Origin of the sequence: Methylophaga sp. (genome assembly GCF_965655755.1) — a bacterium.
Taxonomy (GTDB): Bacteria; Pseudomonadota; Gammaproteobacteria; order Nitrosococcales; family Methylophagaceae; genus Methylophaga.
Genome location: NZ_CBFHHW010000008.1, coordinates 46371 through 61120 on the forward strand (window position 1 = coordinate 46371; position 14750 = coordinate 61120).

Sequence of the window (14750 nt, forward strand, 5' to 3'; positions counted from 1 at the left end):
TTTTTCACAGATTTCATAATCAATAAGAGCAATCTTGTTCTCGAAGTATGAGTTCATTTTATTCATACAAGCATTAAATGGGGAGTGACTTGAAAATTTCCGGAATGCCATTAGAAGTAATTGCCGCTATCATGGGGTCATTAAAGCAACATTTCAGTCCAAAAATACCACGACAGGCGCTTGTTCTCTGCCACGATTGTGCTTTTAGCAACAACTAACAAAATTTCCTGTCACAGATTCTTCTATGGGGGAAAAGCAATGAAATACATCTTTATGGTTCACATCCAGAAAGGACATAAAGCGGAGGAATACGCGGATGCCTGGGTTCGCGCCAGCGAGATTATCCAGCAAGCCCCCGGAGCGAGAGGGACTGAGTTGCACCGGAAGATGGACGACCCGAATGTGTTGATTGCCATTGCACATTGGGATAGTAAGGCAGATCGGGATGCTATGGAAGCTCAGCATAATTCCGACGTTGCTCGCATCATTCGCAGTGCTGCACCATTTTGCGACATCACACCACTCGGGGAATTCGAGGATCCGGAGTGGGTGGTGATGCCTCGCTGATCGTCTTCAGCCTATCTATCATGATCTGGAGTTTGAATATCTCAGATTATGATTGACTTGCATGCTATTAAAACTTAATTGCTTTGGTTGCCTCTAGACGAGGAAGTCCAACTTCAAAACTCTTATGCAACAGTTTGATTCAGTCTTATATGCCTTACCTATAGCTCCAACCACGACAATACTGAAACTTCATTTTATCGGGTTAGAAAAGCACTTATTAAGTACATTTCCAGTCTTGGGTAAAAACGATATCTGCTTTTAACAGACAATAAAACCGAGTAAGCTCAATCAATGAAGCGTTAACACCTATGCATGGGAGTCTGCGATGGAATCGAACTTTCACTCACTGGAAAATCTTTTTCTGCAATTAGGCTTGGATAATAGTTCTAAGGCTATTGATAACTTCATTCTGCAGCACAAACTTAGTCACGATCAGTCATTAGAAGATGCTGACTTCTGGACGCCAGCCCAATCAGCATTTATTCAGGACTGTCTGAGTGAGGATTCAGACTGGGCTGCGGTAGTGGACCAACTGAACGCCATGTTGCATGAGTAACCCACCTGACGATAAACAAAATCAATGTTTGTGGGGTGAACAGACCTCTTCTGCACTAGCCCACTTCAATATTGGTAGAGAATCCCTGCCACCTGAATTCATTCATGCCTATGGCATGGTGAAGTATTGTGCTGCTGCAGTTAATAAAGAACAAAGCTTAATACCGTCCGATATTGCTGAGGCGATCATGATGGCTGCGCAGACAGTGATTAACGGCCAGTTGGATCATCATTTTCCCTTATCTGTGTGGCAATCCGGTTCCGGCACACAGACCAATATGAATCTAAATGAAGTGCTTGCCGCTGTTGCCAACACCAGACTCGATGCTTATCAAGCTGTTCATCCCAATGATCACTGTAATCGCAGTCAATCAACTAATGACAGTTTTCCAACGGCTTTGCATATTGCCTGTAGTCTTCTCCTTTACAGAGAATTATTGCCCGCTCTTGAAAAGCTGGAGCAAAGCTTCTCTTTGAAAGCGAAACAGTGGCAGTCACTGATAAAAAGTGGCAGAACTCACCTACAGGATGCTACGCCTATCACACTCGGTCAGGAGTTCTCCGCTTATGCCTTCCAAATAAAACAAGCCATCACGCAATTGAAACGACAATTGCCTGTATTGTCAGAACTTACAATGGGAGGCACCGCAGTCGGCACCGGAGTCAATTCAGTGTCGGGTTTTAGCGCTGCCTTTTGCGACAAACTCAACGAGATCACGAGTATGTCTTTCTCCCCCACTGATAATTGTTTTGCCGGACAGGCGGCACATGATGCCATAGTCCAGTTATCAGGATGCCTGAATACCCTTGCGGTGAGTCTGAACAAAGTTGCCAGTGATTTGCGTCTACTCTCGTCGGGACCTCGCTGTGGTTTAAATGAAATCAGTCTGCCAGCGAATGAGCCCGGCTCATCCATCATGCCGGGAAAAATAAATCCATCGCAATGTGAAATGCTTAATATGGTCTGCGCTCAGGTGATGGGAAATCACACAACCATAACAGTGGCAGGGGCGCAGGGTCAGCTACAACTCAACACCTTTAAACCAGTCATCGCATTAAACATATTGCAGTCTCTTCGCTTATTATCGGATGCAGTTGTCAGCTTTGAAAAATTCTGTGTGCAGGGTATTCAGGCCAATGTAAAACAACTTGACGCGATGATGGATAAAAGCCTGATGTTGGTGACCGTATTAACGCCACATATCGGCTATGACAAAGCAAGCACGATCGTCAAAGCAGCCTCTGAAAATGACGCTACATTACGTGAAGAAATCCTTCATTCAGGTCTTATGACAGAGCAGGAATTTGATCAACTGATCCGTCCTGAACTCATGTTATCGCCTAAACCCATTGCCTGATTATTTTTTATCGGCCACGTTCACATTCTTAAGCGCCTCCAGAATTTCAATCGGCAAGGGAAAGACGATCGTAGAGGATTTATCCCCTGCTATTTCAGTTAAGGTCTGAAGATAACGAAGCTGCAATGCCTGAGATTGTTTTGATAATATCTCGGCCGCTGCCAATAATTTTTCAGAGGCCTGTAATTCACCCTCAGCATGAATCACCTTGGCCCGACGATTACGTTCGGCTTCAGCCTGCTTGGCAATCGCCCGAATCATGCTCTCATCCAGATCAATGTGTTTGATTTCTACATTAGCAACCTTGATTCCCCACGCATCGGTTTGTGAATCAAGAATTGATTGAATATCATCATTCAGCTTATCCCGCTCAGACAGCATTTCATCCAATTCGTGTTGCCCCAACACTGAACGTAACGTTGTCTGAGCCAGCTGGCTGGTTGCATCGTAATATTGTTCAACTTGAATAATCGCTTTTTCTGGATCAATAACCCGAAAGTAAACCACAGCATTCACATGCACGGACACATTGTCCTGAGAAATGACATCCTGTGTAGGTACATCCATCACGATGGTTCTTAAATCCACACGAACCATCTGCTGAATAAACGGAATGATGAGAATAAAGCCTGGCCCTTTAATTTTATAAAATCGGCCCAGCAGGAAAACAACCCCTCGCTCATATTCACGTAAAATTCTGACTGCACTGAAAACCAATACCAGTAAAGCAATCAATACCACAGCAAAAAATTGTAATGTCATGATTTATGCTCCTCTTGCGCAACCGGTCTGATGTTCAATATCAGACCATCTATTCCAAGCACTTGAGCGCGCTGACCTTTTTTCAGGGATTGCTGACTACGCGCAGTCCACTGCTCACCATGAACGTGTACTTTCCCCTGTTCACTAAAATCTTCGCTGGCTATGCATATCGCCCCTATCATTTGCTCCTGCCCCGAGACCACCTGATTTTTTCTGTTTCGTAAAACCATGCCCAAGGCCATTAAAAAGAAAGCAACAGTTGATACGGTAAAGCCAGCAATTACTCCAAGATTTATCCCATATCCCGGTACATTGATATCAATTAACATCACAGATCCGGTAACAAAAGCGGCTACACCGCCTAAACCAAGCACACCAAAACTCGGCTGAAAAGCTTCCGCTACCATCAATCCTATCCCCAGTAGCAATAAAGCTAATCCGGCGTAATTAATAGGTAGAATCTGGAATGAAAATAGAGCCAGTAGCAGACAGATGGACCCTACCGTGCCAGGTACTATAGAGCCGGGATTAGCAAACTCAAAAATTAACCCATAAATGCCGATCATCATTAGAATATAGGCAATATTCGGGTTGGTGATAACGTCCAGGACTTTGTTTCGCCAATCAGGAAGAATCTCATTCAAGGTCAAGGCTTTTGTATTCAAAACACGCTCATCCCCTAAAACCGAGACAGTGAGGCCATCCAACTGCTGTAATAAATTACGCTGGTTTGTCGCAACAATATCTATCACTTTTTGCTCAAACGCTTCTTTCGCCGTGAGGCTGGCGGCTTGCCTGACGGCTTTCTCTGCCCACGCCTGATTTCGGTTGCGTAACTCTGCCAAACCTTTGATGTAGGCCACCGCATCATTCACCACTTTTCGCCGCATCGCATCGTCAGATTCAGCAGGTGAGGACTCTGATTGTTGTTCTGCACCTTTGTCTGTGGGTGATTTATTATCAAAGGGTGAGAATCCAGGCTTTAACTGCACCGGCGTAGCAGCACCCAGATTGGTGGCGGGCGACATCGCGGCAACATGACTCGCATACAGAATATAGGTTCCGGCACTGGCTGCTCTAGCGCCACTTGGCGTGACATAGGTAACGACGGGGATAGGTGAGGAGATAATTTGTTTAATCATGTCTCGCATTGAGCTATCCAGCCCGCCCGGTGTATCAAGCCTGAGTAGAAATAAATTGGCATTAGCCTCAATGGCTTCATCCAAAGATCGTGAAAAATAATCAGCTTTAGCGGGACTAATAATGCCTTCAATATCGATAATATAGGCCTGATCTGAATCTGCATAAGCTAGATGCACAGGGATAGTGCAAGCCCATATCAGGCTGAAGAGCAATATAAGCGTATGCTTCATTTCCCGGCTCCTTTTCAGTACCGGTAGAAACCCTTTGTTATTTCTCAGCGAACTGAGCGATAAACATCGGGGCGACTACGTTTGCTCAAAACAATTTGCCAAAGTTGACCCTGACGCGCTTTAAAAAAACCCGCACAACAATGCAAATAGTACTTCCACATCCGATAAAATCGTTCATCATAATGATGCGAAATATCGGGCCAGGCTGCATCAAAATTTTCCCACCAAGCCATTAATGTCAGGTAGTAATCATCACCAAAATTGTGCCAGTCTTCGATGATGAGTCGTTGATTCAATGCCGAACTTATTTGCTCTGCCGAGGGAATCTTGCCATTGCGGAAAATATACTTATCTATCCAGGGATCAACACGATGGATGGTTTTATAAATACCGATGGTATGAAGCAGAAATAAACCAGAGTCTTTCAGTAAACGATTAACCGTATCAAAATAAACGGGGTAGTTTTTTTCTCCCACGTGCTCAAACATACCGACAGAAACAACCTTATCAAACTGCCCCTCTAATTCACGGTAGTCAATCAACTGAATATCAACCGATAGTCCTGCACATCGCTCCTGAGCCAGTTTTTGCTGTTCTTTGGATATGGTGATGCCTACTACGTCAACCCCATAATTTTTAGCCGCATAATGCGCCAGGCCACCCCAGCCACAGCCGATTTCGAGAAGTCGCTCCCCGGGTTTGAGTTCAAGTTTCCGACAAATCATATCCAGCTTATTGATTTGAGCCTGATCCAGATTGTCGGCATGGTGCCAATAGCCACAGGAATAGCTCATTGTTGGATCGAGCATGGCTTCGAACACATCATTACCAATATCGTAATGCTGCTCTCCAACCTGAAAAGCGCGTTTGCTAGATTGCAGATTAAATAAACGTTGACGTAAGATTTGCATCAAAAGATGAAATCTCCCCCAGCCAACCAGTCTCTCCTCAATATCAACGCTCAAAAGGCGGTCAAACAAGAGATCCAATCGCAAACAATCCCACAAGCCATCCATATAGCTTTCACCGAAACCTAGAGAACCTTTGCTGAGAATGTATTGATAAAACTCGGTTGAGTGAACCTGAATATCCCATGGCGCCTCGCCATTGAATTTTACGCCTGCCTGTTGAGCTAATTTAGCAAGCACGCCGGGAGGCTCTAACGCCGAGGGAGAAGCGCTTCCAGAGCCACCATAGGTATCATCCATCTTTTGTTGGTATTGACTAAATCTAGCCATGCTTTTTTCCCTTGTCTTAGAGAACAGCGTGAATAAATTAGATTGACATGCCAGAATATGAAGCTACCTTGATACCGCTCTGATTACAATCGAAAGCTTCGATATTAGGGCTTTATTTAATTGATTTGTCAGTAAAAAAAAGCCCCTATACAAAATGTTTTCGGGGCTTGTTTATTACTCGGCTTCTTTAACGATCTGAGCCTGATGATAGTTTTGCAAGCCCATTCGCTCAATTAAACCTAGCTGTGTTTCCAGCCAGTCAACATGCTCTTCTTCTGAATTGAGAATGTCTTGAAATAAATCCCTAGATCCAAAGTCGCTTATTGACTCCGCATAATTGATACCTTCTTTCAGATCAGGAATCGCATCCATCTCCAGTGCCAAATCAGATTCCAGCATCTCTCTGACATTTTCACCAATTCGCAATGCACCCAAGTCCTGAAGATTAGGCAAACCTTCTAGGAACAGTATGCGTTCTGTCAGTTTATCTGCATGCTTCATTTCATCAATGGATTCATGATATTCGTGTTCGTATAGATTCGTTAGTCCCCAATCCTGATACATTTTTGCATGCAAAAAGTATTGGTTAATGGCTATCAGCTCATTACCCAGCACCTTGTTCAGTAATTCAATTACTTTTTTGTCGCCTTTCATGGCTCACCTCTTATCAATCAAAAATATCATGAATGATTATCGTTTTTTTACTCAGAAAGTCAAAGCTAAGCGATTGATATAAAAATAAAATCGCAACAATTATCATCTAGATTGATATGGGGAAGGTAAAACAAGTACTTATTGCCGAAATCGTATTAATCGTCAAGTGATGGATTTGTTTTTAAAATGAGAAACTTAGCTAAGGAGATAAAAGTTGAGCTGAACTGCCCGGTGAAAAATCGTTGAGAATTTCTTGAAAGTCAGGACTGACTCAGACTTCAAAGTTGATTTGGTTTTTGAATCCGTTGCGCAGATTATACAGCTTAAGAATAAACCGCTTCGGACATACAGGGAGAGAGAGCCACCCTTTCAGACTGCTCACGTTCATGCAGCAAACGGTTAACTTTAAACTGACACTTACCGCAACAGTCGGCCGCTCCGGTGTCTTCGCGTACGGCTTCAACACTTCGTGCACCGCTATCGATTGATGCGTGGATCGTTTCTGTATTAACGTTGTTGCAAACACATACAATCATGGTTTCATCCAGTTATCTTAAACTTGATGTAAATGATAATGATTGTTATTTATTTAGTCAACTCTTAATTAATAAAAAATTATGCATTCACAACGACGTCACAAATGGATAGGTTATGCTCATTGTTGAGCAAATTAAATTAATAGTAGGTAGTCAATGAAAATCAATCCAGCAACAGTCCTGATTGTAGAAGATCATCAGGATTTAGCAGCAAACATCGGTGACTTTCTTGAAGCTGGAGGCATGACTGTCGACTTCGCAGCCGATGGACTCACGGCTTTGCAACTCTGCCACCAGCATAACTTTGATGCGATTGTGTTAGACATCATGATGCCGGGCATTGATGGTTATGAAGTATGTCAACGTATTCGGAATGAACTTCAACAAGACATGCCTATCATCATGCTGACAGCCCGGGATACTCTTGATGACAAACTGACAGGATTTGATCAGGGCGCTGATGATTATCTGCTCAAACCTTTTGAAATGAAAGAATTGGAAGCCAGACTTATCTCACATATCCGTCGGCATCGTGGTGACATGGACACAAAATCGCTGCAAATCGCCGATATGGTTTTTGATCCAAAAACGATGCGTGTTACACGTTCAGGCGAAGCAATCAAGCTGTCTCCGATTATGATGCAGATCCTTCGTATTCTAATGCGTGAATCACCAAATCTTGTGACACGTGAAAAAATCGAAGCTGAAATATGGGGGGAAGACACGCCGGACAGCGACACGCTTCGTAGTCATCTATACAACCTGCGTAAACTGATTGATAAACCTTATCAAAAACACTTGCTGCATACGATTCCGGGCATCGGTTACAAACTGTGTGAAGAAAAAGATCTCTGATATCAGTTTTTACTAATTTGAGATTTGGGGAAATGCACACTCACTTCGGTACCCGTGCCCAACTCACTGGCAATACTCAAGTGCCAGTTATAACGGTTACACAAACGTTTAACGATTGTCATCCCCAACCCATAACCGCTTGACTTATCTTGCTTTTCACCCCGATAAAAGGGCTTAAAGACTTGTTTCACCTGCTCTTCATCCATGCCCACACCGCTGTCTTTTACTGAGAACCCCTGCTCCCAGATTTTCACGGTAATTGTACCTTTCGGCGTGTAATTAAATGCGTTACGGATTAGGTTACCGACTAAAATATGCACGACTCTTTCAGGTGCATTCAATTTAAGTTCAGCCGTTTCTTCTGCCTGCACCAACAACGATTTGTCTTTAAAGAGTAATTGGAGTGTGTCGATTTCATTTGTAACTAATTCATTAACAAGAACCTGACTGGTTGGCAATGCCTGCTCCTGTTCACGAGCGAGAATCAGCAACGTTTCTATTAATGCTTCCATATCATAGAGAGTCCGATAAATCCGGCTAATCGTTTTATCTTCCCCAACATCGTATCGTCTTTCAAGAAGCTCCATCGCGCTTCGTAATACAGCTATGGGCGTGCGTAATTCATGACTTGCATCCCGAGTAAAAAGCCGCTCACGTTCAACAAATAATTCCAGTCTTTGCGTAAATAAATCGAGCGCTTTTACTAGGCTCGTTACCTCTTCATCGGGAATTTCACGTAACTCTGTGAGATCCAAATCCGGTAGATTACCCTCTCTGACTTCAGCATCTTCCACCGCTTTAGCCAGTTTAACAATCGGGGATACCGCCTTATGCGACTGACGGTAGGCGAACCAAGCCAACAGATATAACACCACTAGCACCGCAGCCAGCGGCAAGATGCCAAACACTAATGCCAGTCTTGAGACTTTTACTTCATCAAAAATCAAATAAAGCCGGTCACTCCCGTTGTCCTCAACATAGACAATCGGATTTTCACCATTTAATGTGGCCCGTTGAAGTCCAGGCTCCAGCAACTGTAGGCTTTCCGGTAAATGGTGTGTTTGATTATCAGTGGCAAGATAAGCTTTTAGATTGAGGGTGTTGGGTAAAGGGAAATCGGGATGCTGTTCACGTACAGACCAGAAATGTCTGGCTTCTCCCTCCAATGCTTCACGAACAAGAATATCTTCTACCGTCGTCTTTGCGGCGTAAATACCGGCAATTGTGACGATACTGATCAAGGCTATCTGAATCAGGAAAACCTTTATCAGCTTAGCACGGAGGTTGGTTTTGGGTTTAAGCATTAATCTGCCATTTTTTTAGTGAAGAGGTAATGCCCCACCAGCCACTCGGTTCCATCTTCATACCCAAAAAGCTCAGCACATGCCATAAAAAAAAGACGCCAGCGTTGTAACCAGACTTTTGCCTGATCAGCACCATAAACGTCTGCGAAAATACGTAGAATCTCTGTCTGATGCTGATCCGTATTATCAAGCCAGGCTTCAGCAGTTTGCTGATAATGTTTTCCATTGACTAGCCACTGTCGTTCAATCTGCAGATTCTGTTGAAAATGTAACAGGGTATCAGCTGACGGCATTAAGCCACCAGTAAAGAAGTAGCGGCCCATCCAGTTATCATCCCCTTCTGTTTCAAAAGGATAAACCACACTTCTGTGACAAAAAATGTGCACAAATAATTTACCATCCTTACGTAACCATTGGCCGATTTTATCGAATAACCGCTGGTAGTTACGCATGTGTTCGAACATCTCAACCGAAACGACACGATCAAACTGATCCTCTAGCTCAAGCTCGTTTACATCACAGGTGATAATTCTGACATTACTCAGGCCACGAGCTTTAAGATTCTTCTCGATGTGTAAGCGCTGGGAATTCGAATTCGATACCGCTGTAATCTTTGCATAGGGCAGCTTCTCGGCCATATGCAGTGTCAATGAACCCCAGCCGCAGCCCAACTCCAGAATTTCCTGTCCATTTTCCAAATCAGCGCGTTTAAGATATAAATCCAGCATTGCCCGCTCAGCATCGTCCAGAGTCAGGCAATCATTTTCCCAAAGACAGCCACTGTATTTCAGGTGTTTACCCAAGACTTTTTCATAAAAAGCAGCAGGCACCTCGTAGTGTTGTTCATTGGCTGCCGTCGTCTCAATGGCAATAGGGCTTTTCCTGAGCATATCAATACAATCATTTTTTCTCAGACTGGCACGCTCCGGATCAAACGCCAGTTCATCACGCAGGCGTTTTTTTAGTAACTGTCTGATCCCAATTCTGATAAGCGGATCGGGCACAATTTTATTCTCCGCAAATTCAATTAGCTGCATGTTTCTTTCTCCACGGAATAAAAGCACTGGTTGTTTGTTGATAGCGTCGGTAGGCATCACCACGACTACGGATCGCCTGCTGTTCTGTATAAGGAATTCCCGTCACAAAATATAAAAATGCCAGCATGACTAGAGGCGCAATCCAGAGCCAATATCCACCAGCTGTGCCTAAGGCCAATACTGGATAACTGAACCAGTGTAGCCACTCAAAAAAGTAATTCGGGTGCCGGGAGTAAAACCATAATCCGCGCTCACAGACTTTGCCTTTGTTATCAGGGTTACGACGGAACCGACTGAGTTGTTTGTCAGCAACATACACTCCTGAACCCGCTATCAGCACAATAACCAAGGCAGCCAACACGGCTAATGTGTGCACCTGCTGTGCTTGACAGAGCCACCATACGGGTAACGTGAATGTCCATGCCAAAACAGCCTGGAATTGAAAAAAGAAAAAGTGGTTTCGATGTGCTTTGCTTCCCCAGTACTGTCTTAAGTAGTGATAACGACCATCTTCCGGTTCAGAAAAAACACGTTTCTGAAGGTGTAAGAAAAGTCGCAGATACCACGCACTCATTATGCCCGCCGCGATAATGCGTATAAACACACTTCCATCCAACTGGATTGCATATAACAGAGGTAAAGCAGCCATCAGACCGGCCCAAAGGACGTCGACGATACCAGCATTTTCGGACTTTACTTCGAAGAGCCAGCCACAGAACATCACAATCACGGCTAACAATAAACTAAACCAGAGCATGTTCGGCCTCCTTGTCTTTGTGTTGCCAGTATTTAGCCAATGACATGAATACAGGAATTAATATTGACCAACTGACTGCAAGAGCGGTATAGGCTGTCACAGTCTCAGGCAATGACACAGCCCCCAACTTACTGCCTGCATAGTAAGACAGTGGTGCAGCCAGAAAACTGCATGGAATCAATACAGAGAGACGATTTTTCAACCAGTTAAGTGAGTGATTAAGAGTCAGGGTGAAATTAGCCCAGAGTGCCGCAACCCATAAGGGTGCAAAACCGGTTCCCGTATCAGCAGCGTAAACTATCCACCCCAAATTCAGCCACACCGTATCCAATAGCGTGCCAATAATCACACCGGTTACAAGTAGTTTGCTATCGGCAAGACGGCAATGACTGTAAAGCAGTTGCATCGCGGTAAACACGGTAATGGCTGCTATCGCATATATACTCGTCTCTTTCGCCGCCGTAACAACAACGACAAACCAGACCAACTGGAAAGCAATAAAGTTGAGGATATTACCCACCTTGAGGTACCCACTGAACCCGGCGGTTATCTATCTTGCTGAATAGCAAGTGCACATCACTGATGCTTCTCTCAATGAAGCCACCTTCGCAGTAACATAAGTAAAAATCCCACATGCGAATAAACTGTTCGTCATATCCAAGTTCCCGGACTTTTTCGATATGTTGATGAAAGCGGTGACGCCACTCACGTAATGTTTTAGCGTAGCTGGGTCCGATATCTTCAAGATTTGTCAGCTTGAGTTCAGCATTTCCAGCCGCATCAACTAGCACACCGACGCAGGGAATAAAGCTACCAGGGAAAATATAGTGCTTGATGAAATCAACCTCTTTGACCGCCTGCTGATAGCGGTGATCTTCCAGTGTAATAGCCTGAATTATGGCCAAACCTTCCGGAGTCAGTAAATCACTGCAGCGTTGAAAGAATTCCTCAATAAAATGATGTCCTACCGCTTCCACCATTTCAATTGAGATGAGCTTGTCATACTGTCCTTTCAAATCACGGTAATCTTCTAAAAGGACTGTCACTTTATCCTGCAAATCAAGTTCAGCGACTCGCTTGACTGCATGGTCGTATTGTTCACGGGAAATAGTCGTTGTTGTTACACGACAACCATAACGTAGAGCAGCAAATACAGCACAGCCACCCCACCCCGTACCAATCTCAAGAAGATGATCGTCTGGCTGAAGATCCAGCTTGTCACACAAACGGCTGAGTTTATTAAACTGTGCTTGTTCCAGTGTTTCAGTTTCATCGTAAAACAAGGCCGATGAGTACATCATGTGATCCTGATCCAGAAAAAGCTCAAACAACTCATTACCTAAGTCATAGTGCGCAGCGATGTTGTCTCGACTACCCTGACGTGTATTTCTACGTAGCCAATGCATGCTCTGCATAAACCAGCCTGTGAACCTTGCCAGCCCCCTTTCCATCCCATCGACCAGGTGACGGTTTCTTACCAGAAGGCGGATTAAGGCAGTCAGGTCATCCGTCTCCCACTCTCCCGAGATGTAGGATTCAGCAGCACCTACAGACCCACCTAACACTGCTGCTTCAAAAAAGTGAGGATTAATCACCCGTATGCATGCGTGTAAATCCGCATTAGATTTCCCGAGATGTATTTCCTCATCTGCCATGTAGATTGAAAGTTGTCCCTGCTCAATCTCGGAAAGCTGCTTTATCAACAAAGTCTTACAAAGCCGACTAAACCTACTTGGCTTCACACTATCAGTCGAAATAGCCGCTGTATTGGAATTCATGGTCGTTCCTCATTCTGGGTTTTAGCCGTGTTGGTGTCTTGATCGCTATCGAGAGCAGGATGGGAGTGAAAAGGTGTTTTTTTAAGCCAGAGTTTCAAAGCCTGCCAATAAATGCGCCACACAATTCTGACTGTTTGCAAAGGATACTCGCGTGGCAACTGTCTCATTTTTTGTTCAGTAAGAGGTTCTGGGCGAAGTTGCATCTCAGCTTGAAACTGTTCGTTACCCTCTCGTAGCGATTTCATCTGAACGTTAAACTGCTCATCGGTCAACTCAAACTGCCATTCGTAGTCAATATCCATCGGCATAAACGGTGAAATATGGAAAGCCTTGCTAAATTGCACCCTGACTTTCTCTTCTCCGGTTTGTGCCGGAAACACATAACAATGACGCTCATTCCAGGGTGTGTTGTTGATGTCTGCTAACACATAAGCGAGTTGCTGTTTTTCATCAAAACAAAAATAAAAACTGACGGGGTTAAATACAAAGCCAAGATAGCGAGGCTGAGTGAGCAAAAAAACGTTGCCTGCAAAACGCTGCTCAGTTTTTTTGAAGATCTGCTCCTGCACAGCTGTTTTTAAATCGCCCGTATGACGGCCAAGATAATCTTTACGATAGAAGCTGATCAGGTTAAGACGCTCCAGGGACCACCAGCGCGATTGTTTAAAGGTATCGGTCAAGCGATCGATATCTAGCATTACCATCGATAAGGTATAGCTGAACTGATGACGATGCGGTCTTATCCGTTTATGGTGAACGTGGCCTTTATAAAGTGCTGACTCAAGCATGGGCTGTCCCCGCTTTGATCTGCTCAACCACATTCAATGCACTCTTGACGCCATCTTCATGGAACCCCCATCCCCAGTAGGCACCACAAAAATAGGAATGCTGGTGACCAGATATATCGGACCAGCGTTTTTGTGATTGCAAAGTCTGTTCGTTATAGACGGGATGACTGTAATGCCTCTCCAGAAACACCTTGTTTGGATCCACCTGTCCTGCTGAATTCAAGGAAACAATAAACTCAATGGGCGCATTTATCTGCTGCAACGTATTCATATGATATGACACAGTGCAACGCTCTTTGAGGGCTTCGCTGACATGCGCATTCCAACTCGCCCAAGCGTTAGGGTTATTGGGCAAGATTGTCTCATCCGCGTGAAGCTGCATATGATTAGATTGATATGCAATTCCTCCCAGGACTTCCTGCTCGGCCTGGCTAGGTTCAGACAACATCTTCAGCGCTTGGTCCGAGTGACAGGCAAATACAACAGAATCAAACGTATGCTGTTCGCCGTTAACCCGCAATGAAACACCATTGTAGAGCCGGTTTACTGCCTGAACCGGACTCGCCGTTTTGATTGTCCCCGGAAATTGCGTCAACAGCGCTTCAACATAACGATTGGAACCGCCTTTTACAACACGCCACTGGGGTCGACCACTAACCGAGAGCATTTTATGATTGGCCATAAACGCGATCAGAAAACGGGCAGGCATCGTCATCAGGCTGAGGCTCGAACCTGACCATAAGGCGCAAGCCATCGGCACTAAGTGATCGTTAATAAAACTATCACTGTAATCATTTCGCGATAAGTAATCATGCAGGCTTTCAGTATTATCTGGCTCATCCAGTAAAGCCGGTGCCTCACGATAAAATCGTGATAAATCTTTCAGCATTCGGTAGAAACGTGGATTGAAAAGGTTTTTTCGCTGACAAAATAATTTGTTGAGATTAGTAGCGTTGTATTCCAGACCGGAATAGCTGTTATGCACACTAAAACTCATTTCTGTATCGATTGAATCGACGTTAAGCTCATGCAATAGATGGCTGAAGTTCGGATAGTTAAGTTCGTTGAATACAATAAACCCCGTATCGATACGATAGGTTTTGCCCAATACCTCAACATCATGCGTATCAGTATGGCCGCCAATATAATCATTCGCTTCAAATACGGTGACATCGTAGTCTTTGGCCA

General features: G+C 44.3%; 16 protein-coding genes. 4 read left to right on the plus strand and 12 right to left on the minus strand.

Annotated features, from left to right (window positions below):
• Positions 1-273: 273 nt before the first annotated feature.
• From ACTF5U_RS04520 to ACTF5U_RS04530, 3 genes are all read left to right on the plus strand, one after another.
• On the plus strand, positions 274-567 hold the full coding sequence (locus ACTF5U_RS04520) for an antibiotic biosynthesis monooxygenase family protein (protein ID WP_438970450.1): 294 nt from the start codon (positions 274-276) through the stop codon (positions 565-567).
• Positions 568-892: 325 nt separating this feature from the next.
• Positions 893-1123, plus strand: a complete 231-nt coding sequence (locus ACTF5U_RS04525) for a DUF2789 domain-containing protein (RefSeq protein WP_438970451.1) — start codon at positions 893-895, stop codon at positions 1121-1123.
• On the plus strand, positions 1116-2480 hold the full coding sequence (locus ACTF5U_RS04530) for a class II fumarate hydratase (RefSeq protein ID WP_438970452.1): 1365 nt from the start codon (positions 1116-1118) through the stop codon (positions 2478-2480). The genes ACTF5U_RS04525 and ACTF5U_RS04530 overlap by 8 nt, the downstream gene beginning before the upstream one ends.
• Here ACTF5U_RS04530 and ACTF5U_RS04535 read toward each other — a convergent pair whose 3' ends face one another.
• The 5 genes from ACTF5U_RS04535 to ACTF5U_RS04555 all read right to left on the minus strand — a co-directional run bounded on the left by ACTF5U_RS04535 (position 2481) and on the right by ACTF5U_RS04555 (position 7043).
• Positions 2481-3242: a slipin family protein gene (locus ACTF5U_RS04535; protein WP_438970453.1), complete on the minus strand. Its 762-nt coding sequence runs from the start codon at positions 3240-3242 to the stop codon at positions 2481-2483.
• Positions 3239-4615, minus strand: a complete 1377-nt coding sequence (locus tag ACTF5U_RS04540; protein ID WP_438970454.1) for an NfeD family protein — start codon at positions 4613-4615, stop codon at positions 3239-3241. Before ACTF5U_RS04540 ends, ACTF5U_RS04535 begins: the two co-directional genes overlap by 4 nt.
• Positions 4616-4659: 44 nt before the next feature.
• Positions 4660-5853, minus strand: coding sequence for a cyclopropane fatty acyl phospholipid synthase (cfa, locus tag ACTF5U_RS04545; protein ID WP_438970455.1), 1194 nt, complete (start codon positions 5851-5853; stop codon positions 4660-4662).
• Positions 5854-6027: 174 nt separating this feature from the next.
• Positions 6028-6507, minus strand: coding sequence for a bacterioferritin (gene bfr, locus ACTF5U_RS04550; RefSeq protein WP_438970456.1), 480 nt, complete (start codon positions 6505-6507; stop codon positions 6028-6030).
• Between the two features lie 323 nt (positions 6508-6830).
• Positions 6831-7043 (minus strand): (2Fe-2S)-binding protein, encoded by a 213-nt coding sequence (locus ACTF5U_RS04555; protein WP_438970457.1) that lies wholly within the window; start codon positions 7041-7043, stop codon positions 6831-6833.
• Positions 7044-7199: 156 nt separating this feature from the next.
• Here ACTF5U_RS04555 and ACTF5U_RS04560 point away from each other — a divergent pair, with 156 nt between their 5' ends.
• Positions 7200-7898, plus strand: a complete 699-nt coding sequence (locus tag ACTF5U_RS04560; protein WP_438970458.1) for a response regulator transcription factor — start codon at positions 7200-7202, stop codon at positions 7896-7898.
• Positions 7899-7900: 2 nt separating this feature from the next.
• Here the strand turns inward: ACTF5U_RS04560 and ACTF5U_RS04565 are convergent, their stop codons facing one another.
• From ACTF5U_RS04565 to ACTF5U_RS04595, 7 genes are all read right to left on the minus strand, one after another.
• Positions 7901-9202 (minus strand): sensor histidine kinase, encoded by a 1302-nt coding sequence (locus tag ACTF5U_RS04565; RefSeq protein WP_438970459.1) that lies wholly within the window; start codon positions 9200-9202, stop codon positions 7901-7903.
• Complete coding sequence (locus tag ACTF5U_RS04570) at positions 9202-10239, minus strand: SAM-dependent methyltransferase (RefSeq protein ID WP_438970460.1); 1038 nt, start codon at positions 10237-10239, stop codon at positions 9202-9204. Before ACTF5U_RS04570 ends, ACTF5U_RS04565 begins: the two co-directional genes overlap by 1 nt.
• Positions 10226-10996 (minus strand): DUF1295 domain-containing protein, encoded by a 771-nt coding sequence (locus tag ACTF5U_RS04575; RefSeq protein ID WP_438970461.1) that lies wholly within the window; start codon positions 10994-10996, stop codon positions 10226-10228. Before ACTF5U_RS04575 ends, ACTF5U_RS04570 begins: the two co-directional genes overlap by 14 nt.
• A complete protein-coding gene (locus ACTF5U_RS04580; RefSeq protein WP_438970462.1) occupies positions 10983-11516 on the minus strand; it encodes a DUF2878 domain-containing protein in 534 nt (177 codons plus the stop codon). Before ACTF5U_RS04580 ends, ACTF5U_RS04575 begins: the two co-directional genes overlap by 14 nt.
• Complete coding sequence (locus ACTF5U_RS04585) at positions 11509-12774, minus strand: class I SAM-dependent methyltransferase (protein WP_438970463.1); 1266 nt, start codon at positions 12772-12774, stop codon at positions 11509-11511. Before ACTF5U_RS04585 ends, ACTF5U_RS04580 begins: the two co-directional genes overlap by 8 nt.
• Entirely contained in the window at positions 12771-13562 is a 792-nt protein-coding gene (locus tag ACTF5U_RS04590; RefSeq protein WP_438970464.1) for a DUF1365 domain-containing protein, read from the minus strand. The genes ACTF5U_RS04585 and ACTF5U_RS04590 overlap by 4 nt, the downstream gene beginning before the upstream one ends.
• Positions 13555-14750: NAD(P)/FAD-dependent oxidoreductase (locus ACTF5U_RS04595; protein ID WP_438970465.1), on the minus strand; the 1196-nt coding region annotated here is incomplete at its 5' end. The genes ACTF5U_RS04595 and ACTF5U_RS04590, both read right to left, overlap by 8 nt.